The organism is Corynebacterium sp. HMSC076G08 (assembly GCF_001811515.1).
Lineage (GTDB): Bacteria > Actinomycetota > Actinomycetes > Mycobacteriales > Mycobacteriaceae > Corynebacterium > Corynebacterium hiratae.
In genome coordinates this window covers 46,060-71,771 of sequence record NZ_KV805011.1, presented here as the reverse complement: position 1 = coordinate 71,771, position 25,712 = coordinate 46,060, and the positions used below count along the sequence as shown (strand labels likewise).

The following is a 25,712-nucleotide window of genomic DNA, read 5'->3' as shown; positions in this document are numbered from 1 at the left end:
CCCTAGCGCGGCCAGTAATCCTCGAAGGTCCCGGCCTCGCCATCGATGTCATAGTCCGTGCCGCGGATGGTGAGTACGGAACCGGTGTCCTCGCCGCTGGTGGGGTCGAGGATGGAGGCGGTATAGGAGCTGCCCTCACCCCGGGCCGGTCCGAAAGCGGCACCGTTAGACCACACGCCGCGGTAGAAGAGCGAGTCCTGCTTTTCGCAGATAACGATGTGCGAAACCGGATCGGAACCTGCGGCGGCGAAGACCATGTCCTCGCCCTGCTGGCAACGCGCCTCCGGGTAGTCGGACCAGCCGGCCGCGGTTAGGCCCTCTGGGACGTCAGCAGCTCCAGGGCTGGCTGAGGTCTCTGGTGCTTCCTCGCTCGGCGCGCCTTCCGTGTCCTCTTCTTCGTCGTCTTCTGGTGCGGTTTCTTCCGCGGAGGATTGCGCTTGCTCCGAGGATTCGGCGGTACTGGGGGTTTCCTGGCCGGTGGAGCGGACGTGATTCCAGATCACGGCACCGGAAATCAGGAGTGCGATAAGGATGGCGATCGCGCAGATGATCGGAACGAGGTTGCGCTGGTCGGGCTGGGTCTGCTGAGGCCCGCCGTGCACAGGGCTCGTGTGCTCGTAGGGGTTAGTGCCAAATCCTGGGGTGGTCATAGGGTCCTTGGAAAACTATAGAGAACAACAGGTAGCATAACTGGCTCCCGCATGCCTGACTGAACCACGGTGAAGTCCCCTCCATTTGGGGGCGATGGGACATGGCACCCTCATGCTTGGTTGTGCATATGGTGCAATGGGGCGGTGACTAATTCCTACTTCGTGCAATGGCTGACCCAGCAGAAGCGGTACACCAACGTGTACCTGCTGGGTGAAGGCGGCATGGGGCAGGTCTTCCATGCCACCGATCCGGATCTTTCTCGTGAGCTTGCCGTCAAGGTGCTGCTGGATGATGTCCGCGATGAAGCCTCCCGCGCCCGCTTCAACAACGAAATGAAGGCGCTGACCAAGATTGGCAGTCACCCGGGAGTGGTCCAGTTCTATTCCAAGGAGTCCACGCCGCGCGGTGACGACGTCATGATGATGGCGTTCATCGACGGCGGAACCCTGGCGCACGCCATCCGGGAACGCGCGCAGGAAGGCCGGGGGTTTAGCGTGGCTGAGGTGGTCTACTACCTCACGCCGATTGCTTCGGCGCTGGACTACATGCACCACGAGCTACATCCCGGGTGGGTACACCGCGATATCAAGCCCGCAAATATCCTGTTGCGCAAGACCCCGGGCAGCCTGCCGCCTGCCGTGCTCAGCGATTTCGGGATCAGCATCGAAGAGGGGCAATCCCGTCTGACGAAGGTTGGCCACATCGTGGGCACTGAAAAGTACCTGGCCCCGGAAAATAATGGTCATGCCTATGGCGATGACGATATGTCGGCGCGCGCGGATGACTACTCGCTAGCGCTTATTGCATTCGAGATGCTCACGCTGCATCACCTTAAGGACACGATGCCGCGCAGTGAGTGGGAAGGGCAGCGGCGCATCCCGGACTTGTCTAGTGATGCTTTCACGACGTTCCTGGCGAAGGACACCGCACGGGTGGTGACTCAGGTGCAGACTGTCCTGAACAAGGCGCTGGATAGCGTGCCCATGCAACGCTATGCGCGCGCCCGGGATTTCATTGCCGCGCTTGACGACGTCTCCCGTTCCCAGCCCACCACCAACCAGGCGACGGAACCCGCGCAGCCACGGCAGGCAAAAACCCCTGGGCAGCCGACGCAATACTGGCCGCGACCTGCCGGTTCCTTTGGGTCTGTCGAGCAGGCTATGCCGACCGGTTTTGTAGCTCCCGCTAACCCTGTCGCCTCACCCGGGACGGTATCTCCCTCCACGCCGGTGACTCCTGCGGTACCGGGGGCTACCGTTCACAAGCGTGCCGCGGCAGAGCCTAGAGCTGCCAAACCAGCCACAAAGGATAATCAGAACGCTCTGATCATCACAGTCACCGTTGTTGTCATCATCCTCATTTTCGTGGTGACATGGGCCATCGTGTCCTAGTCCCCAACAAGCTGGGGCAAGCGGCTTGTCCCCGCAGTACTGTGGTGAGAGTCGCTACACTGTAGGGCATTGTTGAGGCATATCGCCGAGCCGAAAGGCGATGTGCGCGAATTGTCCAGCCGCCTACGGAGGTGTCCATGAGCCAGCAACAGCCACTCCCATCGCACGACGCTCCCCGGGGGCCCAGGTTGCGCATCGATGACCTGATCGGCGGCGTACTGGTCATGGCACCAGGCGAGGAAGTAGTCGTCGGCCGCGCTGGTGACTTCCGGATTGGCGAGGGGGATCTCACCCTGCACCGTCAGCTTTTCCAACTGTGGTACGGCGGTCAAGGCTGGATGATCTGCAACGTAGGCAGCCACATTCCGCTGCGCATCGAGCTGCGCGGGGTTAAGGGATTCTCCCGCATCGATCTCGGCCCGCGCTCGGTGGCGGCCGTGCCGCCGGGCCCGTCACGAATTACGTTTGAAACCCCGGAATGCCCCTACGAGCTCTATATCGATGTCGAAAACAGCAACTACTCGCGCCGGACTAAGCGCGAGCAGGACCTCGATGAAGAGCGCACCCGCACCCGCCATGTGCCCAACGATGAGCAGGAGGAGCTACTGCGCCAGCTAGCCAGCTACCTCAAGAAGCCGGGCTCAACTGATGCCGATATCCCCTCGGTGCGCGAGATTGCCGAGGCGCTGGACTGGACCGAAAAGAAAACCAACCACAAGATGGATCGCCTCGTGGACAGTCTTCGGGCGGACGGCGAAAAGGCCTATAAACCGTATAAGACCTTCTTGGCGCATTACGCCATCCGGCACGGTCGTTAGCGCGTCGTCTTCTTGCGGTCGGCCGCGGCAGCGGCGGCTGCCGAGATGGAGTCGTTGCGGTTCTTCAGCAGCTCCAAGGTAGTGGCTTCGGCGTTGTCGGGAGGGGTGGTGCCGAGGACGGCTAGGGCGGCGTCGGCAAGCATGGCGGATTGCTCCGGCACGCGCTGCGAGGCGTCGAAAGGCGCGGCGCCATCGTTGGGGCGCATCTCAATGACGGAAAGCGCGATGTGGAAGGGCAGTTCCACGCGCGGGTCATCATCACCAACAATGCCAGCGGCGGCAGTGCGGAAGTGCTCCTTGAGGCGATCACGCTGCTCGTGGTACTCGCCGAACTCCGGGGAGTTAGCCACCGGAAGCTGGTACAGGCGGCCGACGTTCCACGCCGACGTCAAGAGCAGGCGGGACTCCGCGGCGACCAGGGACCACAGGCGCTGCGCCGGCGCTGCATCCGAGGCCGCGAGCTCCTCCGCCAGCTCGAGTGAGGGCTCGATGGTGGAATTCAGCAGCGTGAGGAAGATATCCGTCTTGGAAGGGAAGTGATAGTACAGCGATGCCTGCCGGATGCCGACGGCATCGGCGATTTGGTGCGTCGAGGTTGTCGCAAAGCCCTGGGTGGTGAAGAGCTCGGATGAGGCATCCAGAATTTCCTCGCGCGCGGTGTTTCCCCGGCGGCGTGGGCTATTCTTCCTTGGCCTGCCAACGCTACCTGCCATGAGGCGGACTCCCTTCGATAAAACTCATGTAATAACTGACAGCAAGTCAGTAATCGTACACCCCGCCGCGAACGGCGTTCGTCAAAGCGTAGCTTTGACTTCAGCTAACCACATTACCGTGCCGGATCATTATGGATTCGACGGCAGCGGAGACTGTGCGGCACGCCGAGCCGTAGGCGGTGCGGTCCAATGGCGGAAGGTCTTCGAGAATAACGCTGTGCTTGTCGACGCCGTCGTACCACCGCCCCAATTCCAGCGCGATGCCCGTGCCCCACGCCAGGCTCAGGCCTTCTGCCTCGGCCGAGGTGAGCAATTCGCGCTCCACGCCAATAGCAAGGCGGTCAGGGGTGGGCCGAGGTGCCGGCGCTGCCCAGCGGGCGATGGCAGAAACGGGGGCGAGTAGGGAACGGCGAATGGACACCTCGGCGGAGCGGTCCGGCAGCCCATCCACGAGTTTGAGGGGCGCTGGGCGCTGCGAAACAGCCTCGGCATAGAGTTCCTCCTCGCCGCCGGTGCCCAGCGGCAGGCCGGCATCAGCGCGGGTTGAGGCGCATTCCTCCACCGCGCCGCAGGGCAATCCGGCCTCGATGATGACTTGCTCCAGCTGCTCGTCGGCGCCCAGCCAGGTGATGGGAAGTGAGGGGAGAAGATCCCCGCGGGCGGCAGCGCCTGTCAGCCGCACAGGGCTAGCGAGGCCTGGGGAGCGAACAATATCGGTGACCACGCGGGAAAACCACGCCGCAAGCTCGACCCCGTCGGTCCGGTGGGCGGTGGCATTGCGCAGAAGGTCCTGGGCTTCTTCCAATAGCCCACGCGCGTGGGCGGGGGAGTGGCAGTGGGCGGCCAGTTCGCTGAGATCGGTGAGGGATTCGTGCAGCGGCATCAGGTGTTAATTGCCTTTCCGTCAGGGGCTTTCTAGCTCTTCAATGTAGCACTGGGAATTTGTGGGCCGGCAGAGCAACCGCCCTAACCGCGAAAACGACGACCGCCGCCTGCCTGCCCCGAGAGGGGGAAGGAGGCGGCGGCCTGAAAGCTCTTTTGTCCTGTCCTAGTGAGTCACGAGTACAGCGGCAAAAGTGCGCTGTTGAAACCAGCTAGTGTTTAGCGGGACGTGAACGGCAGGAGAGCCATTTCGCGTGCGTTCTTGACGGCAGTAGCAACCTGACGCTGCTGCTGCGGGGTCAGACCGGTGACGCGACGGGAGCGGATCTTGCCGCGGTCGGAGATGAACAGACGCAGGGTCTTGATCTCCTTGTAGTCAACCTTCTCAATGCCCTCGGCCTTGAGCGGGTTCTTCTTCGGGCGGCGGGTCTGCTCCATACGGAACTTCTTGTGGTTATTACGCTTGACAGCCATTGTATGGGTACCCCTTTACCAGCTGGACTTGCGAACGCCCGGCAGCTCACCACGGTGAGCCATGCCGCGCATACGGACACGGGACAGACCGAACTTGCGGAGGTAACCGCGCGGACGTCCATCAGCGGAGTCGCGGTTACGGACGCGAACGCGGGCGGCGTCACGCGGCTGACGGTTCAGCTCGAACTGCGCCTCGAGGCGCTCTTCGTCCGGGGTGTTCGGGTTCTTGATGATTGCCTTGAGCTCAGCGCGACGCTCCGCGTAGCGGGCGACGATTTCCTTGCGCTGCTCGTTCTTGGCGATTTTTGACTTCTTAGCCATAAATTATCGCTCCTCGCGGAATTCGACGTGCTTGCGGACGATCGGATCGAACTTCTTCAAGGTGATGCGATCCGGGTTGTTGCGCTTGTTCTTACGGGTCACGTAGGTGTAACCGGTGCCCGCAGTGGACTTCAGTTTGATGATTGGACGGATGTCATTACGTGCCATCTTTAGATCTTCTCCCCACGTGCGCGAATCTTAGCCACGACGGACTCGATGCCATCGCGGTCGATGATCTTCATGCCCTTGGTGGAAACGGTCAGGGTGATGGTACGGCCCTCAGAGGGCAGGTAGTACCGACGACGCTGCACGTTGGGGTTCCAACGGCGCGAGGTGCGGCGGTGCGAGTGCGAGACCTGCTTGCCGAATTCCGGCTTGCGGCCCGTTACCTGGCAAATAGCCGACATGGGTCTTCTTTCTCCTAGCCGCCCACATCGAAAGCGACTAACGGAGGCCTATTTCCGCGGTGAGGCGCGGCGCTCGAAAAAGTGAGGTTGAGCAGGAGGCTTAATCCGTTGAACACCAGTTGATGGGGGCGTAAAACGATTACTTTGACAACAGCAAGGGGAAATCTTACATGCCACAGCCTGCAGAACCTAATCACCGCCGGCGTGCGGGCCGGTGTGGATACCTCTGATCTATACCTGATCTACGGCGCGTTCCTGCCGAAGGGGCAGGTGAGGGGTGTGGTTGTGGATTCTGTCCGTCGGAGCGCGGCGGTGGCGGCCAGAGCGATTTCGGTTTTAATGCTGGTGGCCTGTAGGATATGTCAAGTTGTCGGCACGAGCCGCACAGTTTGTAAGTATAGAGACCCAACTCGGGCACGATCCTTTCACACTTCCTTCCACGCCGGAGATGTGTTGCGGAAGGAACCGACCCGTAGTTCAACCCTGAGGGAATCGACATATGAAGAAAGATATCCACCCGGATTACCACCCGGTGGTCTTCAAGGATGCCGGTACCGGCCACTCCTTCCTGACCAAGTCCACCGCTACCTCCGATCGCACCGTTGAGTGGGAAGACGGCAACGAGTACCCGCTCATCGTCGTTGACGTCACCGCTGAGTCCCACCCGTTCTGGACCGGTGCCCAGCGCGTTATGGATACCGCTGGCCGCGTTGAGAAGTTCAACCAGCGCTTCGGTGCAATGGCTCGCCGCAAGAAGAAGAACGCGTAAGGAGGATAGGAAAAGATGGCAACTCCTAAGTTTAAGAAGTCCCGCGCGAACACCCACTCTCGCCGTTCCCAGTGGAAGGCTGACAACGTCGCCCTCCAGGAAGTCACCATCGACGGCCAGACCGTGCGCATCCCGCGCCGTCTGGTGAAGGCCGCCAAGCTCGGCCTGGTCGACGTGGAGCAGTTCTAAGGCTTTCTAAGCCTCAAGGCTGCGAATTCTGCCCCGAGGGATTCACCCTTTCTGAGTGAATCCCTCGGGGCATTTGTGTTGGCCTAGTTGCCCGCTGCAGTGACTCATTCTCGAGGCTGCAGTGCTCGGCTGCGGTGCCTTTCTTGTCTGGGCGTTCGCTGATGCCACGGGTAGTGGGGTGAATAAAATCTTAAGGGGTGATTTAAGGGGGCGAAAGAACTAGGCCCACTTCGTGAATGCGCCTTAGATAGGACATAATTGGAAACATGAAGATTCTTGTCGTGGATGACGAGCAGGCCGTACGCGAATCGCTTCGCCGCTCCTTGAAGTTTAATGGCTACGACGTAATGTTGGCCGCCGATGGCGTAGAGGCTGTCGAGATGGTCCACAGGGAGAACCCAGGACTGCTCATCCTCGATGTGATGATGCCGAACATGGACGGCTTGGAAGTCTGCCGAACCTTGCGCAGTGAGGGTTGGGACCGTCCAATCCTCGTGCTCACGGCTCGTGATGGCGTGTCTGACCGCGTTGCAGGGCTCGATGCGGGTGCCGACGATTACCTGCCCAAGCCTTTCGCTCTTGAAGAGCTTTTGGCTCGTGTTCGTTCCCTGGTCCGTCGTGCTGCTGCGGAGTCGATCAGCAAGCAGCAGCCCGTTGAAACCCAGCTGAGTTTTGAGGACCTCAAGCTCGATGCCGATACGCGTGAAGTCACTCGTGGCGACCGTCAGATTTCCCTGACGCGCACCGAATTCGCCTTGTTGCGCTTGCTCATGGAGAACCCGCGCAAGGTGCTCTCCCGCAACACCATCCTGGAAGAAGTATGGGGCTATGATTTCCCTACCTCAGGCAACGCTCTCGAGGTGTACATCGGCTACCTGCGTAAGAAGACCGAAGAAGATGGCGAGCCGCGACTTATCCACACCGTGCGTGGCGTCGGCTATGTCATGAGGGAGGCTATCGCGTGATTTTGCGGAGGCCCGCGCCCGACGCGGTGCCTTCTGAAGACCTAGATTCCACGGCGTGGTTGGGCCTGTCAGGTCGTCGCGGCTGGGCTTCGCGGGCGCCGCTTCGGTGGCGCCTTTCTTTGGTTACTGGTGTCGTTGTCGCTGTCTCGGTGGCAGTGATGACGTTGGTGACCTACTGGTTGGTTGCGGCGTCGATGACGGCGAGCGTCGACAAGCAAATCATGCAGCAAGCGGACGTGCTGATGGAGCAGGCACAGGATCCGCGCTTCGTGGAGAATATCGATCAGGAGATCGCTTCTTTTAAGCTCTACAATCCTTCGACTCGGGTCTCTATCTCTCCGCCAGCAGCTACCTTTTCCTATGGTGACGCCTTGCCGGTGGGTGGGGACTTTAAACCGGACGGGGACACCATGGAAAGCTCCATCCGTACCCTGGGTGGTGAGCGCGTGCTGGCCAAGTCCCAGGAAGGTGGCGCCACGGTAGTCCTGGCCAAGGACCTTGGTCCCACGGAGGAGATTGTGTCCGCGGTGGGCTCCGCGCTGCTGATTATCGTGGCCTTTGGCGTGCTGCTTTCCGTCTTCGCGGGAATGGTGGTGTCCAAGACCGGCATGGAGCCGATCGCTCGCCTCAAGCGGGCTGCTGATTACGTGACGCAGACCAATGACCTGCGGCCGATTGCCGTGGAGAGCAACGATGAAATGGCACAACTTACTGTGTCCTTTAACCGAATGCTTTCCGCCCTGCAGCACGCGCGCGTGCAGCAATCACAGTTTGTGGCTGATGCCGGCCACGAGCTTAAGACCCCGCTGACGTCCATGCGGACGAACATTGAGCTTCTCATGATGCTCAATAAGTCCGGTGGCGGGTTTGGCATCAGTGAGGAAGACCGGCGCGACCTCGAAGATGACGTAATGGCGCAGATGTCGGAATTGGCCACCCTGATCGGTGACTTGGTTGACCTAGCGCGCGAGGACGCCACTGAGAAGGAGCCGGAGCCCGTTGAGCTGCACGAAGTGTTGGAGAATTCGCTCAACCGCGCCAAGCGCCGCCGTCCTGACGTGGACTTCCGCGTGCGGTTTATCCCGTGGATGATCGACGGCGATCCTTTTGCGCTGGGCCGTGCCACCCTCAACCTTATGGACAATGCTGCGAAGTGGTCCCCGCCGACGGGGACCGTGCGCGTGTCCATGCGGCAAATCGCCCCTGACAAGGTGCGCCTGCGCGTTGACGATTCTGGCCCCGGCATCGCTCCGGAGGAACGGGACAAGGTATTTGAGCGCTTCTACCGTTCTGCTGAAGCCCGTGCCATGCCGGGATCCGGATTGGGCCTAGCAATCGTGAAATCCGTGGTGGAGAGGCACAACGGAGAGATCACCATCAAGGATTCCGCGGACGGCGGAACGCGCATGGAGGTTATCCTGCCAGGGCACCCCACCGAAGGCGATGCTTTGGTGGACGGGCTGGAAGACGTGCCCTACGATTACCATTCCGAGCTCTCCACTGAGCAGCAGTCAGCGGGGCAGCTACACGACCCCGCGGCGGACCAACCGAAGGAGCGCAACGACCGCGGCCATATCTTTGCGGAGCGGTGGTTCAATCAGGGCTAGTGTGTCAGGGATCACCCCAGCTCAAGGCGCACAGGAAACGTCCAGCTTCTCGTAGCACACTGGCAGATTAGTATCAGATATGCGCCAGCGCGATGGTGCACACTACCTGACATGAATATGAGGAAGTCGAACATGGATAACCCCATGGATAGCCCGCAGAACTCTGACGGACGGGGACAGTCACAGCAGCGAGGCGAGGTACCTTCTGCGGGAAGTGAATCGAATGGCTGGAATCAGCCGCGGTCGGATACATCGAGGCAAGGCGGACAGTCGCCCTACGGAAGCCAGGCGGGGCAGGGAGCCCGGCCTACTTCTTTTGGTAACCAGCCTTCCCAGGCACCTTACGGGGCGCAGGCGCCGTATGGCGGTTCGAATTATGGATTCGGTCAACAAGGCCAGCAGCGTTCGGCAGCACAGCAGCCTTCGACAGGGCAGCACTCGCAGGAGGGAACACAGCCTTATGCCGGTCAGCGCTACACTGCGGCGCATGCTGGTAATCAGAACCAGTTCTTCGGGGGCCAAGAGGGGGCAGGCGTACGGGTCGTGGAACCGAGCGATGAGCCTAAGGCCAAGCGCAAGGTCGGCCTGGGCACTGCGCTGTCCATGATGCTCGTAGCCTTCATCGCTGCCGGCGGTGTTACCGGCGCGGTGGTCGGAACGGTGGGCAAAGACAAATCCTCCACCTCGACGGTCAATGAGGTCTTGGAGCGCCAGCCCGTGGCCAACAGCACCGGTAAAGAGCCTGCCGACGGCTCCGTCGAGGACGTGGCATCGAAGGTACTTCCAGCAGTGGTATCCATTTACTCCATTACTCGCTCCGGCGGTGCCGAAGGCTCGGGCTCGATTATTTCCCCGGACGGCTACGTGCTGACCAATCACCACGTCGTCGCCGGCGCGGATCAAGGTGGGCGCTTGGAAGTGACCATGAATGATGGTTCGCGCCACAGCGCCACGTTTGTGGCCTCGGATGCGACCACGGACGTTGCTGTCATCAAGATCGATGACGTTAACGATCTTCCCTTCCTACAGTTCGGTGATTCGGACGCAGCCGCGGTGGGGCAAGAGGTCGTTGCCGTAGGTTCCCCGTTGGGGCTCAACGCTACGGTGACTTCCGGAATTGTCTCGGCGAAGAACCGTCCCGTCCGTGCTTCGCAGGAGGGCGGGGAGTCCTCGCTGATCGACGCCATCCAGACCGACGCCGCCGTCAACCCAGGCAACTCCGGTGGCCCCTTGGTGGACATGGAAGGCAACATCATTGGAATGAACTCGATGATTGCCTCGCTATCGGGTGGCTCGAATTCCGAGGGCGGTTCCATCGGCCTGGGATTCGCTATTCCCTCCAACTTTGCCAAGCGGATGGCCGATGAGCTCATCAACAATGGCAAGGTCAAGCACCCAACCTTGGGCGTTAAGGTCCGCGCGCAAAGCGACACCCTTGGTGCGGAGATCGTCGATGTAGAACGCGATAGCCCAGCCGATAAGGCAGGGCTCAAGTCTGGTGACGTGGTCACCCGCGTCAACGATCGGCTTATTGAAAGCTCTGATGCCCTCATCGCGGCAACCCGTTCCCAGGAGTTCGGCGCGACCGTGACCCTGGAGGTACGGAGCCGAGACAGCGAAGATGTGAGAAAGGTAGAGGTAACTCTGGCGAGCGAGTAAGTTAACAAATACTTGGGCGGTGCGTAAGCGCCGCACGAACACCGCACCCTGAGACCTTGTGAAGAAACCACTACCGGAAGATTCCGCCCCTACCTTTAAGGAGAACCTCCGTGGCAGAAAACACCGACGCAACTGAGTTGCTGGGGCGCGATGCCTCACGCGAACTCGATGATGTCACCGAACCAGATGACGCCTTCCTCATCGCGAGCGAACAAGAACAAAGTGTGCAAGCACCGCGCCGCGCGCTCGTCGTGATCGTCACCGACCACCCAGATGATGCAGCGCAGGACACGTCGCGCTTGGCGGGCGAACTGTTGGCTGAAGCTGATTTCACCGTCGACGGCGCAGTAATCGTTCGTTCCAAGAAGTCCAAGATCCGGCAGGCGATTGAAACCGGCGTGGTCGGGGGCGTTGACTTGGTCCTCACGATTGGCGGCACGGGCGTTGGCCCGCGCGATAAGACCCCAGAGGCGACTCGCGCGGTGCTGGACCAAATGGTCCCTGGCGTGGCCCAGGCCCTGCGCTCCTCCGGCCAAGCATGCGGTGCGGTGGATGCGTGCACATCCCGCGGCATTTCGGGAGTGTCTGGTTCAACGGTGATCGTCAACGTCGCATCTTCCCGCGCGGCGGTACGTGATGGAATGGCTACGCTGACCCCCTTGGTGCACCACCTCGTCGATCAGCTGCAGAAGTCCAGCGTCTAATGGCTGATTCCACACCGCGTACCCCGCGGGCGCGCCGTCGCGTGAAGCGTCCGTCGACGGCCGAGAATTACGATCGCAGCTTCGATGTTCCTCACGGGCCAATGTCAGGGTCCGCTGGCTCTTCTTCCGCCGCAGGGGCCGATGAGCTGCGCACCGTGAGCTTAGATGCGGACGCAGGCGGCCCCGGTGGTGACAGCGAGGACGAGGCCACGGGAGAGGCCTTCTACCGCGAGAACATGCCGCCGCATTTTGGCACCACGCAGTAGTGCGTGAGCAGCGGGCGGAGGCATAAGAGAATCCCGCAGAGCTTCGGCGAAATGCCGGTTCTGCGGGATTTTTAGGCGTGGGGCTGTTGGCTTAGATGCTGGAGCCAGGCTTGTTGGTGGTGGTGCCACCGTTTTCAGCAGCGAGCAGGTCGCGGATCTCGCCGAGCAGCTGCTCGGTGGTCGGAGCCGGCTCCTCCGGGTCAACGCCCTGGCGGCGCTTAGTGCGCTCGGTGACGGCGTTGATCGGAGCAACGATGACGAAGTAGATGACAGCGGCAACGATGAGGAAGTTGATAAGGGCGGTGATGACTGCACCGAAGTCCAGGAAGGTCTCCGGGTTATCGGTAATTGCGAAGCCCAGGCCACCAAAGTCTGGGGAGCCGAGGGAGTTAATCAGCGGCTGGATGATGTGATCGGTGATGGAGGTGACGATCGCGGTGAAGGCGGCACCGATGATGACCGCTACGGCCAACTCGATGACGTTGCCGCGCAGGATGAAATCTTTAAAGCCCTTGAGCATGGTGGTGGTTGTCCTATCTACGGGGGTAGGTGCTTCCTGTGTCTTAAGCGTCTGCTTTGCGTAGTCCGCACTCTGCGCAGGCGCGCTGTTCAGAAAAGTCGGAGAAAAGCAGGCATAGAGCCATAATGCTCTCTAAGAGAGGCCCTAGATGCGCAGGGACGCCAACGTAAGACGAAGCATGTGGAAATACTGGAATAGCGAAAGCCACTTCTGTACGCCATCCTGCAGGTGGTGCCGCGGGGTCGCGCGGCAGTCGCGAGACTGCAAGAGCAAAAAGCGCCTGAGTGGATGTGCCTATAGTAGGCAGAGTTTGCGTGTCGTGGCAACATCTTATGGAGGCCTACCAGTGCAAACGCGATGATCTTCACAACATAGCTTAACTGTGGGCGCGGTCGCCCACAATGACAACCGTGAGCGGTTGTGCCAGTGACGCGGCTGCCACAGCTTCGGCTGCTTCGGCTGGTAGCGCAACGAGGAGTGTGTGCGTGCGGGCATCCTCTCCGCCGGCACCCACCGACACGACGCGTGCGCCACGGGCAATCGTTGAACCGCGGGCGGGGAGGGAAGCGTCGTCACCACCGTCGAGGGCACCGACAATATTGACCGTATCGCCGTGATGGAGGTTGCGGGCAACGTCTGGCTCGGCGAGCGTGAGTGGGATAAGGTGGCCGTCTTCCATCCCGAAGTCTGCGATGAGGTCCGAACTGAGCAGCCGGGTGGTGGTAAGTATTTCGCCGGCGCTGGCCGCCGCCACCAGAACTCGCCCCACCGCATCTTCCGGGTTGCTCCCCAACGCCGTGGCGGGGAGAGCGGAGGAGGGGACGCGGGCCACGGAGACATCGCCAAGTGCCAGCGTCTCCCCGGCGGCGACGTCCCGGGCCATGACCACCACGCGCGGCTGCTCACGGGTAGAAGCGAGCGCGCTGGCCGCCGCGGCCACGAGCAAGACTGCGGCCGTTACGCGGCGCAGAAGAACGCTGCGGCGATGCCCGGGGGTGCGCAGAACGTGAAGAAAGTCCATACCTTTTTAGACTGCGCTCCGACCCGCGCGGTTCCCAGGCGGCGGCATGGAATCTGAGAAGGGGCCGATTAAAGCCAGCGCATCCCGCGCTCGGTGAGGATGCCATCGACGGGACGGTCGTGTTCCTCGAAGGGGACGTCCCGGACCTCGCTGGAGTGGACGAGAGCCACGACAGGCGGGTTCCCAGTGGGAAGCGGGGTGAGTGCGCGGTCGTAGTAGCCGGCGCCTTTTCCGAGGCGCATGCCTGACTCGCTCACCGCCATTGCGGGCGCCAAGATGAGGTCGAGGTGCGCCAGGATTTCGCTGCTATGGCGCTGCCCGACGGGCTCTGCAATCCCTAATGCCCCTGGGCGCATGGCCTCCGGCCCGCCATACAGCGTCCACAAGAGCTCACCGTTTTTGCCTGAAATGGGAAGGTAGACCTCCTTGCAGAGTGCGGACACGGTCTCCACGAAGTCGGGGCCACCCGGCTCTGTGCCCAGGGGATGGTAGGCGGCAACACGCATCGCAGGAGTGAGTAATTCACCCACACCGGCGCACCACGCGGCGTTGTCATCAGCGCGCTGCTCGGCGCTGCGCTCGCGCCGAGCGTTCAGGAGTGAGGATCTTAAGGCGTCCTTGGGGGAGGTCGTCATGGTTGTCAATCATAGCGGGACGGCGTAGCGCAGCACGGGAGCGGGAAGGGCGCATTGTAAAGTGGAACTTATGGCTATTGCACACGAGGATTCCCACACCGGGATCGCTACGGTCGTTGTTCCCGCTGCTGGCATGGGCACCCGCTTCTTGCCCGCCACCAAGACCGTACCGAAGGAGCTGCTCCCCGTCGTTGATACGCCGGGTATTGAACTCATTGCGGAAGAGGCCGCGTCCGTGGGCGCCCAGCGCCTTGCGGTGATTACCGCGCCGAACAAGCAGGAAGTGATGCGGCACTTTGATGAGTTCCCCGATCTCGTCGAGACCCTCGACGCCCGCGGCAAAGACGAGCAAGTGGCCAAGGTCAAGCGTGCTGCTCAGTTGATCCACCCGATTTCCGTGGAGCAGGAAAAACCGCTGGGCCTGGGCCACGCGGTGGGCTTGGCGGAATCCGTGTTGGAGGATGACGAAGAATTCTTCGCCGTCATGCTGCCGGATGACATTGTCCTGCCGGCCACCGTCATGGGCGAGATGGCCCGGGTTCGCGCCGCCCTGGGCGGCAGCGTGCTGTGCGCCTTCGAGGTATCGCGCGAGGAGACCTATAACTACGGCGTCTTCGACGTCGAGGACACCAACGCGCCGGGCGTGAAGAAGGTCGTGGGCATGGTGGAGAAGCCGGATCCGGAAGATGCGCCTTCGAACCTCGTGGCCACTGGGCGCTACTTGCTCGACAGGAAGATTTTTGATGCCCTTCGCCGCATCAAGCCAGGAAAGGGCGGGGAGCTGCAGCTGACCGATGCCATCGAGCTCCTTATCAAGGAAGGCCACCCCGTTCACGTCGTAGTTCACCAGGGCAAGCGCCACGACCTGGGCAACCCGGGTGGGTACATCCCGGCCAACGTTGACTTTGGTCTGCGTGATGAGAAGTACGGTCCTGCACTCTACAAGGCGATCAAGAAGATTGTGGAGGACTACGAAGAAGAAAAGGGGCTGAAGGGCTAAGCCTTCGCACGCCTAGCGCGCTAAGCTCTACTCCAGTAACTTCCATCCCTTTAGGCCCCACATACCCCAGAGTAAAGGCAGGCGGTACATGCGTTCGGTCGATGACCAGATGGCGTTCATTCTTGATGCAGCGATGACTCCCGAGCCGGTACGCATCGCCATCGCGAATGCCCTAGGTCTCAAGTGCGCGGAGGAGGTGCAGGCAAACCAGCCGCTCCCGGGGTTTCCGCAAGCAGCCATTGATGGCTATGCCGTGCGCGCCGTGGACGTTGGGGGAGAAAAGGCCCTCAAGGCACGCTCCCGCCACGACGTTGAGGATGCGGATGCACCCGCCACGGAGACGGAGATTGAGCGTTCCCTGCCTGTAGTGGGGGAGGTTCCTGCAGGGTCGCGCCAGCCTTTGCGTTTGCAGCCCAAGCAAGCGGTGCGCGTGTACACGGGCGCGCCTCTGCCGACGCTTGCCGACGCCGTCCTTCCTCTCGAGTGGACCGACCGCGGCCGCAAGCGCGTGACCTCGCACCGCCCGGTGCGCTCGGGGGACTTCGTGCGCCGCGTGGGTGATGATATTCAGCCCGGGGATGTTGCCGTATCCTCCGGTACCATCTTGGGCCCAGCGCAGATTGGCCTGCTCGCGGCAGTGGGGCGTTCGAAGGTGCTGGCGTACCCCCGCCCGCGCGTGACCATCGTGTCCTTTGGCAAGGAGCTTGTCGACGTCGACCGCGAGCCCGGCCTAGGTCAAGTCTTCGACGTGAACTCTTATTCGCTTGCAGCGGCCGCGAAGGAGGCGGGCGCGGACGTGCACCGCGTCGGCATCGCCGCCGGCGAGCCGCGTCGCGTGCGCGAGGCTTTGGAAACCTACCTGGCGCGCAGCGAGGTGCTGGTGATCTCCGGTGCCGTGGGTGGCGCGGGGTCGGAAGAAATCCGCGAGGTCCTTGATGAGTTGGGAGATGTGGATACCTCACGCGTAGCCATGCACCCAGGATCGGTCCAGGGCTTCGGTCTGTTGGGGGAGGAGCGCATCCCGACCTTCCTGTTGCCCTCGAACCCGGTGTCCGCGCTGGTTATCTTTGAGGTCTTTGTGCGCCCGTTGATCCGTCTCTCCCTGGGCAAGCGCAGCGGCCAACGCCGCGTGGTGCGCGCACGCGTGCTCAACCACATGGAATCCCGCCCGGGGCGCCGCGGCTACATCCGCGCCCGGCTCATGCGGGATGCCGAAACCTCCGACTATCTGGTGGAAGGACTGGGCGGTGCGGCGGGTGCGCCGGCGCACCTGCTCGCAGGGCTCTCGGAAGCGAACGCGATGATCCGCATTCCGGAGGAAGTGACAGAGATCCGTCCCGGGGACGTGGTGGACGTCCTGTTCCTGACCCAGCGCAGCTAGCCGCCGGCACACACGTCATGCTTGATCCTTTTGGTACCGCCGCGGGGCGCTTTTCCACCCCCGCCACCGGTGGGGTCAACCCCGATCATCCGGGCTGGCCAGAAGCTACACCCGCGGTACGGCTGCGGGAGTCTCGTGTCTTCCCGCGCGGGGCGACGCTACGTTTACGCCCCCTGTTGCGGAGGGATGGTGCGGCGTGGCGACGGCAGCGCATCGAGGATAGGGATTTCCTCAAACCGGTGGAGCCGACGCTGCCGACGGAGTGGGATGCGGCGCACTCCCAGTCGGCTTGGTGGAATCACCTGATGTTTCTGCGTGACTCGGCCCGGGCCGGGACAGTGGTGCCGCTGGTCATTGAGGTTGATGGCCACTTCCGTGGACAATTGACCTTAGGCAATATCCAGCATGGAGGGGTCAGCGAATGCTGGATTGGCTATTGGGTGCATTCCGCGGTGCACGGTGCGGGCGTGGCTACTGCTGCCTGTGCTCTTGGCGTGGACCATGCCTTTTATCGTGTGGGGCTGCATCGTGTGACGGCCACCTATCTGCCGGAGAACCCCGCTTCAGGCAAGGTGCTGCACAGCAACGGGTTCCGCGATGAAGGGTTCCTGCGCCGCAACCTGCATATCGACGGCGCGTGGCGGGACCATCACTTTTTGGCTCTTAATCGCGAGGATTTTGCCTCTGGGGCGGTGGAGCGCCTCCGTGCGGCGGGACGAATCGCGGGGGCGTAGCAGGTGGCTTAGCTGTTGGCTTAGCTGTTGGCTTAGCAGGCTTAGCAGGTGATGGGTTGGGGGATTGTTTAGGTTAACTACCTCTGCTTTCACTTGAGTAACAACCTTGTAATTTAGGGGTTCGTTGGTGCCCACGGGGCGGGGTTGGGCAGCTAGAGTAGGGGCCTAGTTATATTCCCTTTTTTCGTCGACCCCTGAAAGTGGGACTCAGCCACATGATGACTGCCGTGCCGATCATTCTCGTAATCGTGCTGTGGCTCTTCATCCTCGCTCCGTTGCTTTTGCGCTCGCAGCGTCCGATGAGCCACACAGGTGAGGCCTTTGAAGAGACCCGCGTGCTCTTCGAAGGAGATTCCGGCTCCGTGCCGGGCCGCCGTAAACCGCGCCTGGGCAAGGAGGACATCCGCCCGCACGCCCCGGCAGCAGCGGAGGCCAGCGATGAGGAAGCCGAGTATGAGCTGGTTGAGGCCGAGGGGGTTGCTGATACCGCGGAGTCGCTCCAGGGCGATGGCGAAGGAAAGAGCGCTGCCGAATCCGTAGTGGCGGACACGATTGATGGCGAAGTCGTAGAAGCTGAGGACGCCGAGACGGACTTCGAGCTCGAGGACGATTCCGACGACGCTGCCGAGGATGATCATGGGTCGGAGCAGGAGGCTGAGAACGTTGAGGCGGATGCCGCGGAGGTATTCACGGCTCCTGCCAACGCCGGCGTGGCCGAGGATGCCTATGACTTCGACGAGACCTATACTTCGCCGGTTGATCTGATGTATCCGGGTGCCATCGACGCGGTGAAGGAAGCACCGGCAGCGGCGGATGTGAACAGCGCCGATGAAGCAGCGGTTGAAGCGGAGAGCACTGATGTCGAAGGCGCAGAGGAAGGTTCGGACGCCGTCCCGCAGGGCGGGGACCTTGTTGCTGCTGAGACTGAGGACGAGGAAATGGGCGGAAGCGATACCGAGTTGTCCGCCGAGGAACTGGCCTTCGCCCAGCGCCGCCTAGGCCGCGGCGGTTGGGATCCGGTGAAGGAAAAGGAAGCCTCCGCCACGCGTTATCAGCGCCGCCAGCGCACGCTCATCGGCTTGGCGGTAGCAGTGGTAGCTACGGTGTGCCTGGGCATTGTCGTGGGGAGCTGGACGTGGTGGCTGGCGGGTATTGCCGGCGTTATGACCATGGTCTACCTGGTGGCACTGCGCGCCCAGGTGCGCCGCGAGCGGGAGCTGCTGCGCCGACGCGTCTACCACCTGCGCCGCGCTCGTTTGGGTGTGCGTAATGCGGAGAACCCTGCCGAGTCGCTGCCACCCAACTTGCGCCGCCCGGGCGCACTCATCCTGGAAATCGATGATGAAAGCCCGGACTTTGACTACCTGCCCGTCTACTCGGAGGGCGATAGCGACGATGGCTTCGACGGTCCCCATCCCTCTCCACGCCAGCGCCGCGATGACCTAGCAGCCCGCCGAGTTGGTTAATCCACCCGGCCCCTAGGCCGGCCAGATGCCGGATGTGCCGCGGCGATGGGAGCCTACTAGGTGGGCGTCAACCATCCCGATGGCCGTCATCAGGGAGAAACACGTCACTGGGCCGACGAATTTGAAGCCGGCCTTCTTCAAAGCCTTGGACATGTCCAAGGCTTCTTGCGTGTATTTTGGAATATCCTCTTCGCTTTCCGGCGCAATCGTGTCAGCGGGCAGGAAGCTCCAGATGAATTCATCGAGCCCGCCTGTCTCCCGCAAGGCCACCGTGGCCTTCGCGTTGTTAAGCACCGCGTTGATTTTCAAGCGGTTGCGGATGATCCCCGCATTGTTCATGAGGCGCTCGACTTCTTCCTCCCCGAAGCTGGCCAGTAGGTCTGCATCAAAGCCCACAAAGGCAGCGCGGAAGGCTTCGCGCTTGCGCAGCACTAGTTCCCAGCTCAACCCGGCCTGGAAACCTTCCAGGCAGAGGCGTTCCAGTAGGGCGGATTCCTCATGGACGGGCATACCCCATTCGGTGTCGTAATACTCCTGGAGAAGCGGGGAGGTCATTGCCCAGGCGGGGCGGCCAAGCCCCGCGGAGTCATAAACAAGTCTCGTATCGTTTGCCATCTGTGTACTAGTCATGCCTTTTTAGACTGCAGAATCCGCTCATCGGTTCCCACGGCTCTCACGGCCTCGTGCCGCAGAGTGCGGCCTCGTGCTCTAATAGCATCTGCTTCGCGGCCGTGCCCCCACGATAGGAGCCGAGGCCGCCGCTTGCCGGAACGACGCGGTGGCACGGCACCACGATGGGAAGCGGGTTCGTTGCACAGGCGCTTCCAGCAGCGCGGGCGGCCTGCGCACTACCGGCGGCGGCAGCGAGGCGCGAATAGGTCCAGCGCTCGCCGAACGGGATATCACGCAGCGCACGTTGTGCGCGGTCGCGGAAGGTGTGCGGGGACGCGGGGACGTCGAGAAGCAGCTCAAAGTCCTTGCGCGTGCCCGCAAAATATTCGGTGATCTGCTGGGCAGCGGCGACGAGGACGTCGGCCCCCGCAACACCAGCGCCCGCAACACTGTGATGTCGGGGGCTGGTAGGGCCATCGGGGAGGCGCTGAAGACCGCTGAGATCCGGGGACTCACCGGGGAAATACACCCGTGACAAACCCCGCTTAGAGGCGACAAGGAGAAGACGGCCGAGCAGAGTGTCCAGCGAGGTCCACGTGTGCATGGTAGGAGGGGAGTCCTTTCGGAGGGAGGTGGCCATCCAGGGTAGTCTATGAACCATGAATAGACCCGCCGTACGCGATGCCGCGCTGCTCATCTTCCGCGCGGTGCTGGGAGTTATCTTCGTCGCGCACGGTGTGGACAAGATGTTCTTTAGCGGAATGGACGAGGTAACCGGTCAATTCTCCGCATGGGGTGTCCCGCAGCCGCAAACCTCGGCGTACTTGGCTTCCTTCGCAGAAATGCTGGGCGGGGCGGCCCTCGTGGTCGGCCTGCTCACCACCTTTGTGGCAGGGGCATTGGCGCTGCTTATGGCCTGTGCGTTGTACTTCGTACATATGGGCAATGGCCTCTTCGCCGCCGATGGTGGCATCGAGTACCCGCTGGTGCTCATCGTGTCGCTGCTCATGATCGTTGTCTTCGGCTCCGGCCGGGCGAGTGTGGATGGGGTGTTGAGCCGTGCTGACGCATGAGCAGGTGCAAGCGGCGATCTCCGCGCAGCTCGATGGGGAAGCCCCGCAGCTGGCGCCCGATGTCATTGACGCGCATGTCTCCGGCTGCCCGGAGTGTGCCGCCTTCCGGGAGAAGGCGGCGGCCTTGTCTCGCTCACTGAGCCTCGTGGAACCTGAGGGCCTGCCGCCGCAGGACTTGTCGGAAGTCATCCTGGCTGGCGTGGAGCCGGAGTGGCAGCGGGCCTCCAGCGCGCGGCAGGCATCGCTCACGCTGGCTCGGGTAGCTCTCGGGGTGTTGGCCGTGGCGTTTCTGATCTGGGCGATCGTGGTCGTCGTCAGTGCTTCCGGCTTGACCACCCTGGGCAGTGAAGGAACCCTCGCGGAAGGGGCCGACCCGGAGCGCGCACACCTTCTGATGGAGGCTGCGGCGCTGCGCTTCGGCCTGGCGAGCGGTTTAGTTTTTGCTGCCTGGCGCCCAGCCTCAGCGCCTGGATTGCTGCCGGTGGTCTGCACGATATTCGCGTTCTTGTGCGGCTTTACCATGCGCGACTTTGCCTTGGGCAGCGTTGTCGCGGAGCAGGTTTATATCCTCATCGGCACCGGTCTCGCAACGGCCAGCCTGGGGTGGGCGTGGGCGGCCGACCGGGGCTTCTTGCTACGGGACGTGTATAGGACGTTGTCCGCTAACCCGCGCTAAGCCTTAAAGGCCACGTCTACGAGGCCGAGTCTAAGGGCCCAAGCCTAAGTGGCTTGGGCCAGAGGGGGTAGGGCCAGGGGCTTAGGTCCAGGACGGTAGCCACATCATGGAGTGATACCAAGAATCCGGGATGAGGTAGCCGTAGAGAATCGGGGAGAAGTAGGCAAACATTGCCACGACGAGCGCGGCGTAGCATACGGTAAGGAAGGTGCCCAGCGGCATCGCGGCCCCAAAAAGCTCCGTGAGCCAGCGCCATTGCAGAACCCGTCCACGTCCAATCATTTGCCCCAAAGCCAGGGAGATCAGCACGATGACGAACGGAATGAACGCCGTGGCGTAGAAGAAGTACATCTGTCGGTCGAAGACCATGAGCCAGGGCAGGAAACCCGCCGCGGCACCCACGAGCGGGATGAGGAAGGCGCGGTTGCGTCGCACGAGCAAGGACCACAGTCCCCACAGCACCGCCGGGATGACCAGCCACCAAATGACCGGGGTACCAAAGAGGTACAGCATCCTGCGGCAGGATCCGCCGTCCCCGCAAGAGATGTCCGTGGAGGAGTAGTAGAGGATGGGGCGTGCAGCCACCAGCCAAGCCCATGGCTTGGAGTCCCAGGGGTGGCTGTGGCCACCTGAGGAGGTCAAGGAGGCGTGGAACTCCAGCACAGAGGAGTGGTAGTAGAACCAACCGGCAAGAGGCTCGGGGAGGTGGAGCAGCCAAGAGCCATCCTCGATCGTGCCGTCAACCTTGGCGTGGCGGTAGACGGCGGTCTCATCGGCGAACCAGGCGCGCCAAGACCACGCATACAGGGCTACGGGGACCGCAACGAGTGAGGCCAGGGCTGCTGGGGTATCGCGTACCAGCGTGCCCAAGATGTAGCGGCGTACACCATACAAGCGGCGCAGAGCGAGATCCGAGAAAACGCTCATGAGACCGAAGAACATGATGTAGTACAGGCCGGACCACTTCACGGCCAGCGTTAGACCCAGGAAAACGCCGGCAGTAAAACGCCACCACCGGAAGCCAAATCGTGGGCCGAAGTCCGAGTCCCCCATCGTGCCTGACAGGAAGGCGGCGTGCAGGCGCTCGCGCATCTGCTGGTGATCCCGCGCCAAGGCCCAGGCGGCGGCGACAATGAAGAAGACCTGAAAGATATCAAGCATTCCGAACTTGGAGGCCACGAGCAGCACGCCGTCGCACATGGCGAGCAGGCCGGCGAGGAAGCCCACCTGCCAGGAACCGGACAAGCGGCGTGCCAGCGCCATGGTGAGTAGCACGGTGCCCACGCCAAAGAGCGCGGCCATGGCCCGCCAGCCCAGTGGGGTGTAGCCGAAGATGGCCTCCGATATCGCGACAATCTGCTTGGCCAGCGGTGGGTGCACAACCAGGCCGTAGCCCGGGTTGGACTCGATGCCGCCGAGGAAGAGGTTGTGCCAGCTGGTGACCATATCCCATGCCTGCGGCACGTAATGCTTCTCGTCGAAGACGGGAGTTCCCTCGGAGACCGGTGCGGTGAGACCTGCAAACCGCGTGATGAATGCCAGCACAGCGATGATAGCGGTGCTGATCGTGTCGGCCTTGGTCCAGGTGTAGTGCCGGGGAGCAGGGGGAGCTGGCCGGGTATGGATGCCGCGGGCGGCGGGGACGCGCGCGCGGCTGGTGTGGCCAGATCGATCAGTAGGGATAGCGATACTCACGCGGAAGAGTCTAGCGTGCGTGTGCCATGCTGGGGGTATGAGTCTTCAGCTTGAACCCCTGCCGCGTGGAGTCATCCTGGCCGCCACGCCGCTGGGAAATCCCGGTGATGCTTCTGCCCGATTGATGCAGGCGTTGGGCCACGCGGATGTGATCGCTGCGGAGGACACCCGCCGCGTTCGTAACCTGGCCCAGGCGCTGGGGGTAGAGATCCGCGGCAAAGTGGTTTCCAATTTCGACCACAACGAAGAGGAGCGCTCGCGCGCGCTCGTCAACGCTGCCCGGACGGGCACGGTTCTCGTGGTGTCGGATGCTGGCATGCCGCTGGTCTCCGATCCTGGGCACTCCATCGTCACCGCTGCGGTGGAAGCGGATGTGCCTGTGACCTGTTTTCCGGGGCCCTCGGCGGTGCCGACTGCGCTTGCACTTTCCGGACTGGGGGTGGGGCATTTCCTCTTCGATGCCTTCCCGCCGCGCAAACCCGGACCGCGTAAAGCCTGGCTGGAGTCCCTCGTGGGGGAGCGTCGTGCCATTGCTTTCTTTGAATCCCCGCACCGTCTAGCGCAGACGCTTGGCGACGCCTCAGCGATCCTCGGCGCGGAGCGCCGCGCTGCGGTCTGTCGCGAGCTAACGAAGACCTATGAGGAAATCAAGCGTGGCACCTTGGGCGAGCTTGCCGAGTGGGCGCAGGAGTATGCGCGGGGTGAAATCACCGTCGTCATCGAGGGCGGGGATGCCGCACCCGTGTCGTTGGAGACCCTCGTGGAGCAGGTCCGTGCGGAGGTTGAGCGGGGCGTGCGGGCCAAGGATGCCTGCAAGCAGGCAGCAGCGGGAACCGAGTGGTCCAACCGCGAACTCTATGATGCATACCTCGCCGCGCGCGGCTGAGCTTTAACAATAAATTCTGGTGATGCCCGTCTCTTTTGGGCCAATCGTTATGGCATCGTTATGTGACCCGGCGTGGCCGCGGCATGCGCGGTAGGGATGCCATACCTCGGAAATGCCTCCGAACAAGCTGGCAAGCTGCACAGTTGCGGTACAGATTCGGCAGCTGCGGTGGAATAGCGGTCGTTCAAAGAAGCTCGTGAGAGACGCTTTAGGAACGCTATATGCCCGAAATGCATGTGGTGAATAGTCTTTTTGTTTCCGTTTTAGTTTGACTAGTTGATGAGACAGCACCAAGGTCGGGAGGTATGACAGACTCGACGAATGCAGACAATGTAAAGGATACGGGGGTGTCTTCGGCTGTGCCCCAAGGCGAGAGCTCGCCGGCCGCGGTAGAGGAATACCGCACCGTCGACGAGCGCCTCGAGGCTTCCTCGGCCACGAGCCAGCTTCAGGATATGCTCACCAACAAGGCGTTCAATCCTGAGGCGGCTCCCGCGCCAGTGGAGGAGGAAGAGGACGAGAAATTTGGCCCAGGCGGCATTGATTCACCGATCGACTGGACCATTGTGGGAATCGCCGGCCTGCTCGTTGCCGCCTTTGTGGCATGGGGCTTGGCCGCTCCAGAGAGCTTTGCCTCCTTCTCCAGCAATGCTCTGAGCTTCGTGGTGAATAACTTTGGCTGGGCCTATGTGCTCTTCGGGACCATTTTTGTGGTTTTCGTTATCTGCGTTGCGGCCTCGAAGTTCGGCACCATTCGTTTGGGCAAGATTAACGAGGAACCGGAATTCTCCACGGTCTCTTGGATTGCGATGATGTTCGCTGCCGGCATGGGCATCGGCTTGATGTTCTATGGTGCTTCCGAGCCGCTCAACTACTTTAAGAACGGCGTTCCGGGCCATGGTGAGAATGAGGTAGGAACCTCAATGGCCACGGCCATGTTCCACTGGACCCTGCACCCATGGGCCGTGTACGCCATCGTGGGGCTTGCCATCGCTTATTCCACCTTCCGTATTGGCCGCAAGCAGTTGTTGAGCCAGGCCTTCGTGCCGCTCATTGGCCAGCGCGCCGCCGACGGATTCGCAGGCAAGATCATTGATATCTTGGCCATCTTCGCCACCGTCTTTGGCACCGCTTGTTCGCTGGGCCTCGGCGCGATGCAGATTCAGGCAGGCCTGCAGGCCTCCGGAATTATTGAGAACCCCACGCAGAACGTCGTCATCGGCATCGTTCTCGTGCTGACCTTGGCCTTTATTCTGTCGGCCATGTCGGGTGTAGGCAAAGGTATTCAGTACCTCTCTAACACCAATATGGTCTTGGCGGCTCTGCTGGCCATCTTCGTGTTCGTCTTCGGCCCAACCGTGTCGATTTTGAACCAGATCCCAGGCTCCATTGGTAACTACCTGGCGAACTTCACCGAGATGATCGCTCGTACCGCTGAGTCCGATAACGGAAACGCTGGCGAGTGGCTATCTACCTGGACCATTTTCTACTGGGCTTGGTGGGTTTCCTGGTCGCCGTTCGTGGGCATGTTCCTCGCCCGCATTTCGCGCGGCCGTTCCGTCCGCGAGTTCTGCGTTGGTGTGCTTCTCGTCCCGGCTGGTGTCTCCACGGTGTGGTTTGCCATCTTCGGCGGTACCGCCATCCACATGGAGCAGAACGGCAACTCCATCTCCGGTGAGTCTGCCGAGCAGGAGCTGTTCAACCTGCTGCAGAACCTCCCCGGTGGTTTCATCGCGGGCATCGTCGCCGCCCTGCTCCTTGCCACGTTCTTCATTACGTCGGCCGACTCGGCGTCGACAGTCATGGGCTCGATGTCCCAGTCTGGCGCTACCACCGCCAAGCCGTGGCTGTCCGCGGCATGGGGTGTGCTCACTGCGGCTGTCGGCCTGACCTTGCTGCTGTCGAGCGAGAATGCCCTGTCGAACCTGCAGAACGTCACCATCGTGGCGGCGCTGCCATTCCTCTTCATCCTCGTCGGCCTCATGTTCGCTATTTACAAGGACTTGAGCAACGACGTAATTTACCGCGAGTACCGCGAGTCCCAGGCCTTCCAGCGCAAGCTGGCGCGTGAGCGTCGCCTGCACCGCGAGTTCCAGCGCGAACAGGCCTACAAGGCCCGCCGCCGCCAGCACAGCCACAAGAACTAGTTCTGGCGCGAGCATTTCTCTCATACACCCCCTCACTGCATTGCCGGTGA

At 62.0% G+C, this 25,712-nt stretch carries 30 protein-coding genes; 17 read left to right on the top strand and 13 right to left on the bottom strand.

The annotated features are described in order from the left end of the window. Positions 1 to 2: 2 nt before the first annotated feature. Positions 3 to 650: a hypothetical protein gene (locus HMPREF2806_RS02185; protein WP_049154189.1), complete on the bottom strand. Its 648-nt coding sequence runs from the start codon at positions 648 to 650 to the stop codon at positions 3 to 5. A 144-nt stretch (positions 651 to 794) separates the two neighbouring features. Here HMPREF2806_RS02185 and HMPREF2806_RS02180 point away from each other — a divergent pair, with 144 nt between their 5' ends. Further along, a complete protein-coding gene (locus tag HMPREF2806_RS02180) occupies positions 795 to 2,042 on the top strand; it encodes a serine/threonine protein kinase (protein ID WP_046646971.1) in 1,248 nt (415 codons plus the stop codon). 137 nt (positions 2,043 to 2,179) lie between these two features. Then, positions 2,180 to 2,860, top strand: coding sequence for a hypothetical protein (locus HMPREF2806_RS02175; protein ID WP_070515934.1), 681 nt, complete (start codon positions 2,180 to 2,182; stop codon positions 2,858 to 2,860). On the opposite strand, the gene HMPREF2806_RS02170 is transcribed toward HMPREF2806_RS02175, so the two are convergent. The 6 genes from HMPREF2806_RS02170 to rpmB form a co-directional block, all read right to left on the bottom strand. Continuing rightward, positions 2,857 to 3,573: a TetR/AcrR family transcriptional regulator gene (locus tag HMPREF2806_RS02170; protein WP_049154192.1), complete on the bottom strand. Its 717-nt coding sequence runs from the start codon at positions 3,571 to 3,573 to the stop codon at positions 2,857 to 2,859. The genes HMPREF2806_RS02175 and HMPREF2806_RS02170 overlap by 4 nt on opposite strands. A 100-nt stretch (positions 3,574 to 3,673) precedes the next feature. Further along, positions 3,674 to 4,456 (bottom strand): hypothetical protein, encoded by a 783-nt coding sequence (locus HMPREF2806_RS02165; RefSeq protein ID WP_070515928.1) that lies wholly within the window; start codon positions 4,454 to 4,456, stop codon positions 3,674 to 3,676. Between the two features lie 218 nt (positions 4,457 to 4,674). Further along, positions 4,675 to 4,929, bottom strand: coding sequence for a 30S ribosomal protein S18 (gene rpsR / locus HMPREF2806_RS02160; RefSeq protein ID WP_010187626.1), 255 nt, complete (start codon positions 4,927 to 4,929; stop codon positions 4,675 to 4,677). Positions 4,930 to 4,944: 15 nt separating this feature from the next. Next, positions 4,945 to 5,250: a 30S ribosomal protein S14 gene (rpsN, locus tag HMPREF2806_RS02155; RefSeq protein WP_010187625.1), complete on the bottom strand. Its 306-nt coding sequence runs from the start codon at positions 5,248 to 5,250 to the stop codon at positions 4,945 to 4,947. 3 nt (positions 5,251 to 5,253) lie between these two features. Further along, positions 5,254 to 5,418: a 50S ribosomal protein L33 gene (gene rpmG / locus HMPREF2806_RS02150; RefSeq protein WP_010187624.1), complete on the bottom strand. Its 165-nt coding sequence runs from the start codon at positions 5,416 to 5,418 to the stop codon at positions 5,254 to 5,256. 2 nt (positions 5,419 to 5,420) lie between these two features. After that, a complete protein-coding gene (gene rpmB / locus HMPREF2806_RS02145) occupies positions 5,421 to 5,657 on the bottom strand; it encodes a 50S ribosomal protein L28 (RefSeq protein WP_010187623.1) in 237 nt (78 codons plus the stop codon). A 499-nt stretch (positions 5,658 to 6,156) separates the two neighbouring features. Here rpmB and HMPREF2806_RS02140 point away from each other — a divergent pair, with 499 nt between their 5' ends. The 7 genes from HMPREF2806_RS02140 (at position 6,157) to HMPREF2806_RS02110 (ending at position 11,816) form a co-directional block, all read left to right on the top strand. Next, positions 6,157 to 6,426, top strand: coding sequence for a type B 50S ribosomal protein L31 (locus tag HMPREF2806_RS02140; RefSeq protein ID WP_005530151.1), 270 nt, complete (start codon positions 6,157 to 6,159; stop codon positions 6,424 to 6,426). Positions 6,427 to 6,441: 15 nt separating this feature from the next. Continuing rightward, positions 6,442 to 6,615 carry a 50S ribosomal protein L32 gene (rpmF, locus tag HMPREF2806_RS02135; RefSeq protein ID WP_010187615.1) on the top strand — a complete coding sequence of 58 codons (174 nt, stop codon included), beginning with the start codon at positions 6,442 to 6,444 and terminating at the stop codon, positions 6,613 to 6,615. A 266-nt stretch (positions 6,616 to 6,881) separates the two neighbouring features. Continuing rightward, positions 6,882 to 7,580: a response regulator transcription factor gene (locus tag HMPREF2806_RS02130; protein ID WP_049154197.1), complete on the top strand. Its 699-nt coding sequence runs from the start codon at positions 6,882 to 6,884 to the stop codon at positions 7,578 to 7,580. After that, on the top strand, positions 7,577 to 9,187 hold the full coding sequence (locus HMPREF2806_RS02125) for a HAMP domain-containing sensor histidine kinase (protein ID WP_070515927.1): 1,611 nt from the start codon (positions 7,577 to 7,579) through the stop codon (positions 9,185 to 9,187). The genes HMPREF2806_RS02130 and HMPREF2806_RS02125 overlap by 4 nt, the downstream gene beginning before the upstream one ends. Before the next feature lie 111 nt (positions 9,188 to 9,298). Then, positions 9,299 to 10,846: a S1C family serine protease gene (locus HMPREF2806_RS02120; RefSeq protein WP_232745229.1), complete on the top strand. Its 1,548-nt coding sequence runs from the start codon at positions 9,299 to 9,301 to the stop codon at positions 10,844 to 10,846. A gap of 110 nt (positions 10,847 to 10,956) precedes the next feature. Next, entirely contained in the window at positions 10,957 to 11,550 is a 594-nt protein-coding gene (locus HMPREF2806_RS02115) for a MogA/MoaB family molybdenum cofactor biosynthesis protein (RefSeq protein WP_046646961.1), read from the top strand. Then, positions 11,550 to 11,816: a hypothetical protein gene (locus HMPREF2806_RS02110; protein WP_046646960.1), complete on the top strand. Its 267-nt coding sequence runs from the start codon at positions 11,550 to 11,552 to the stop codon at positions 11,814 to 11,816. Before HMPREF2806_RS02115 ends, HMPREF2806_RS02110 begins: the two co-directional genes overlap by 1 nt. 91 nt (positions 11,817 to 11,907) lie before the next feature. Here the strand turns inward: HMPREF2806_RS02110 and mscL are convergent, their stop codons facing one another. From mscL to HMPREF2806_RS02095, 3 genes are all read right to left on the bottom strand, one after another. Next, positions 11,908 to 12,336, bottom strand: a complete 429-nt coding sequence (mscL, locus tag HMPREF2806_RS02105) for a large conductance mechanosensitive channel protein MscL (protein WP_046646959.1) — start codon at positions 12,334 to 12,336, stop codon at positions 11,908 to 11,910. Between the two features lie 376 nt (positions 12,337 to 12,712). Beyond that, positions 12,713 to 13,357: an SAF domain-containing protein gene (locus HMPREF2806_RS02100; RefSeq protein ID WP_070510403.1), complete on the bottom strand. Its 645-nt coding sequence runs from the start codon at positions 13,355 to 13,357 to the stop codon at positions 12,713 to 12,715. Positions 13,358 to 13,425: 68 nt separating this feature from the next. Further along, positions 13,426 to 13,992, bottom strand: a complete 567-nt coding sequence (locus HMPREF2806_RS02095) for a 5-formyltetrahydrofolate cyclo-ligase (protein ID WP_049154209.1) — start codon at positions 13,990 to 13,992, stop codon at positions 13,426 to 13,428. 70 nt (positions 13,993 to 14,062) lie between these two features. On the opposite strand from HMPREF2806_RS02095, the gene HMPREF2806_RS02090 reads away from it, so the two are divergent. From HMPREF2806_RS02090 to glpR, 4 genes are all read left to right on the top strand, one after another. Further along, positions 14,063 to 14,992 carry a UTP--glucose-1-phosphate uridylyltransferase gene (locus HMPREF2806_RS02090; protein ID WP_049154210.1) on the top strand — a complete coding sequence of 310 codons (930 nt, stop codon included), beginning with the start codon at positions 14,063 to 14,065 and terminating at the stop codon, positions 14,990 to 14,992. An 88-nt stretch (positions 14,993 to 15,080) separates the two neighbouring features. Further along, the gene (gene glp / locus HMPREF2806_RS02085; RefSeq protein WP_070510397.1) at positions 15,081 to 16,373 is read left to right on the top strand and encodes a molybdotransferase-like divisome protein Glp; all 1,293 of its coding nucleotides are present in this window, start codon (positions 15,081 to 15,083) and stop codon (positions 16,371 to 16,373) included. Between the two features lie 17 nt (positions 16,374 to 16,390). After that, positions 16,391 to 17,107 (top strand): GNAT family N-acetyltransferase, encoded by a 717-nt coding sequence (locus HMPREF2806_RS02080; protein WP_083306486.1) that lies wholly within the window; start codon positions 16,391 to 16,393, stop codon positions 17,105 to 17,107. A 215-nt stretch (positions 17,108 to 17,322) separates the two neighbouring features. Continuing rightward, positions 17,323 to 18,573 (top strand): divisome protein SepX/GlpR, encoded by a 1,251-nt coding sequence (gene glpR / locus HMPREF2806_RS02075; protein ID WP_070515925.1) that lies wholly within the window; start codon positions 17,323 to 17,325, stop codon positions 18,571 to 18,573. Positions 18,574 to 18,585: 12 nt separating this feature from the next. Here glpR and HMPREF2806_RS02070 read toward each other — a convergent pair whose 3' ends face one another. Together HMPREF2806_RS02070 and HMPREF2806_RS02065 are read right to left on the bottom strand one after the other, a co-directional pair. Next, positions 18,586 to 19,203, bottom strand: coding sequence for a DNA-3-methyladenine glycosylase I (locus HMPREF2806_RS02070; RefSeq protein WP_080975044.1), 618 nt, complete (start codon positions 19,201 to 19,203; stop codon positions 18,586 to 18,588). Between the two features lie 43 nt (positions 19,204 to 19,246). Beyond that, positions 19,247 to 19,825: a methylated-DNA--[protein]-cysteine S-methyltransferase gene (locus HMPREF2806_RS02065; protein ID WP_232745228.1), complete on the bottom strand. Its 579-nt coding sequence runs from the start codon at positions 19,823 to 19,825 to the stop codon at positions 19,247 to 19,249. 19 nt (positions 19,826 to 19,844) lie between these two features. Between HMPREF2806_RS02065 and HMPREF2806_RS02060 the strand changes: the two genes are divergently transcribed. Beyond that, complete coding sequence (locus tag HMPREF2806_RS02060; protein WP_070515922.1) at positions 19,845 to 20,258, top strand: DoxX family protein; 414 nt, start codon at positions 19,845 to 19,847, stop codon at positions 20,256 to 20,258. After that, a complete protein-coding gene (locus HMPREF2806_RS02055) occupies positions 20,245 to 20,934 on the top strand; it encodes a zf-HC2 domain-containing protein (RefSeq protein ID WP_046646951.1) in 690 nt (229 codons plus the stop codon). Before HMPREF2806_RS02060 ends, HMPREF2806_RS02055 begins: the two co-directional genes overlap by 14 nt. Before the next feature lie 81 nt (positions 20,935 to 21,015). On the opposite strand, the gene HMPREF2806_RS02050 is transcribed toward HMPREF2806_RS02055, so the two are convergent. Beyond that, positions 21,016 to 22,623, bottom strand: coding sequence for a dolichyl-phosphate-mannose--protein mannosyltransferase (locus HMPREF2806_RS02050; RefSeq protein ID WP_369799706.1), 1,608 nt, complete (start codon positions 22,621 to 22,623; stop codon positions 21,016 to 21,018). A 43-nt stretch (positions 22,624 to 22,666) separates the two neighbouring features. Here HMPREF2806_RS02050 and rsmI point away from each other — a divergent pair, with 43 nt between their 5' ends. Both rsmI and HMPREF2806_RS02040 read left to right on the top strand, forming a co-directional pair. Beyond that, positions 22,667 to 23,515, top strand: a complete 849-nt coding sequence (gene rsmI / locus HMPREF2806_RS02045) for a 16S rRNA (cytidine(1402)-2'-O)-methyltransferase (RefSeq protein WP_049154218.1) — start codon at positions 22,667 to 22,669, stop codon at positions 23,513 to 23,515. Between the two features lie 305 nt (positions 23,516 to 23,820). Next, entirely contained in the window at positions 23,821 to 25,662 is a 1,842-nt protein-coding gene (locus HMPREF2806_RS02040; RefSeq protein ID WP_049154220.1) for a BCCT family transporter, read from the top strand. The last annotated feature ends 50 nt before the right edge of the window (positions 25,663 to 25,712 follow it).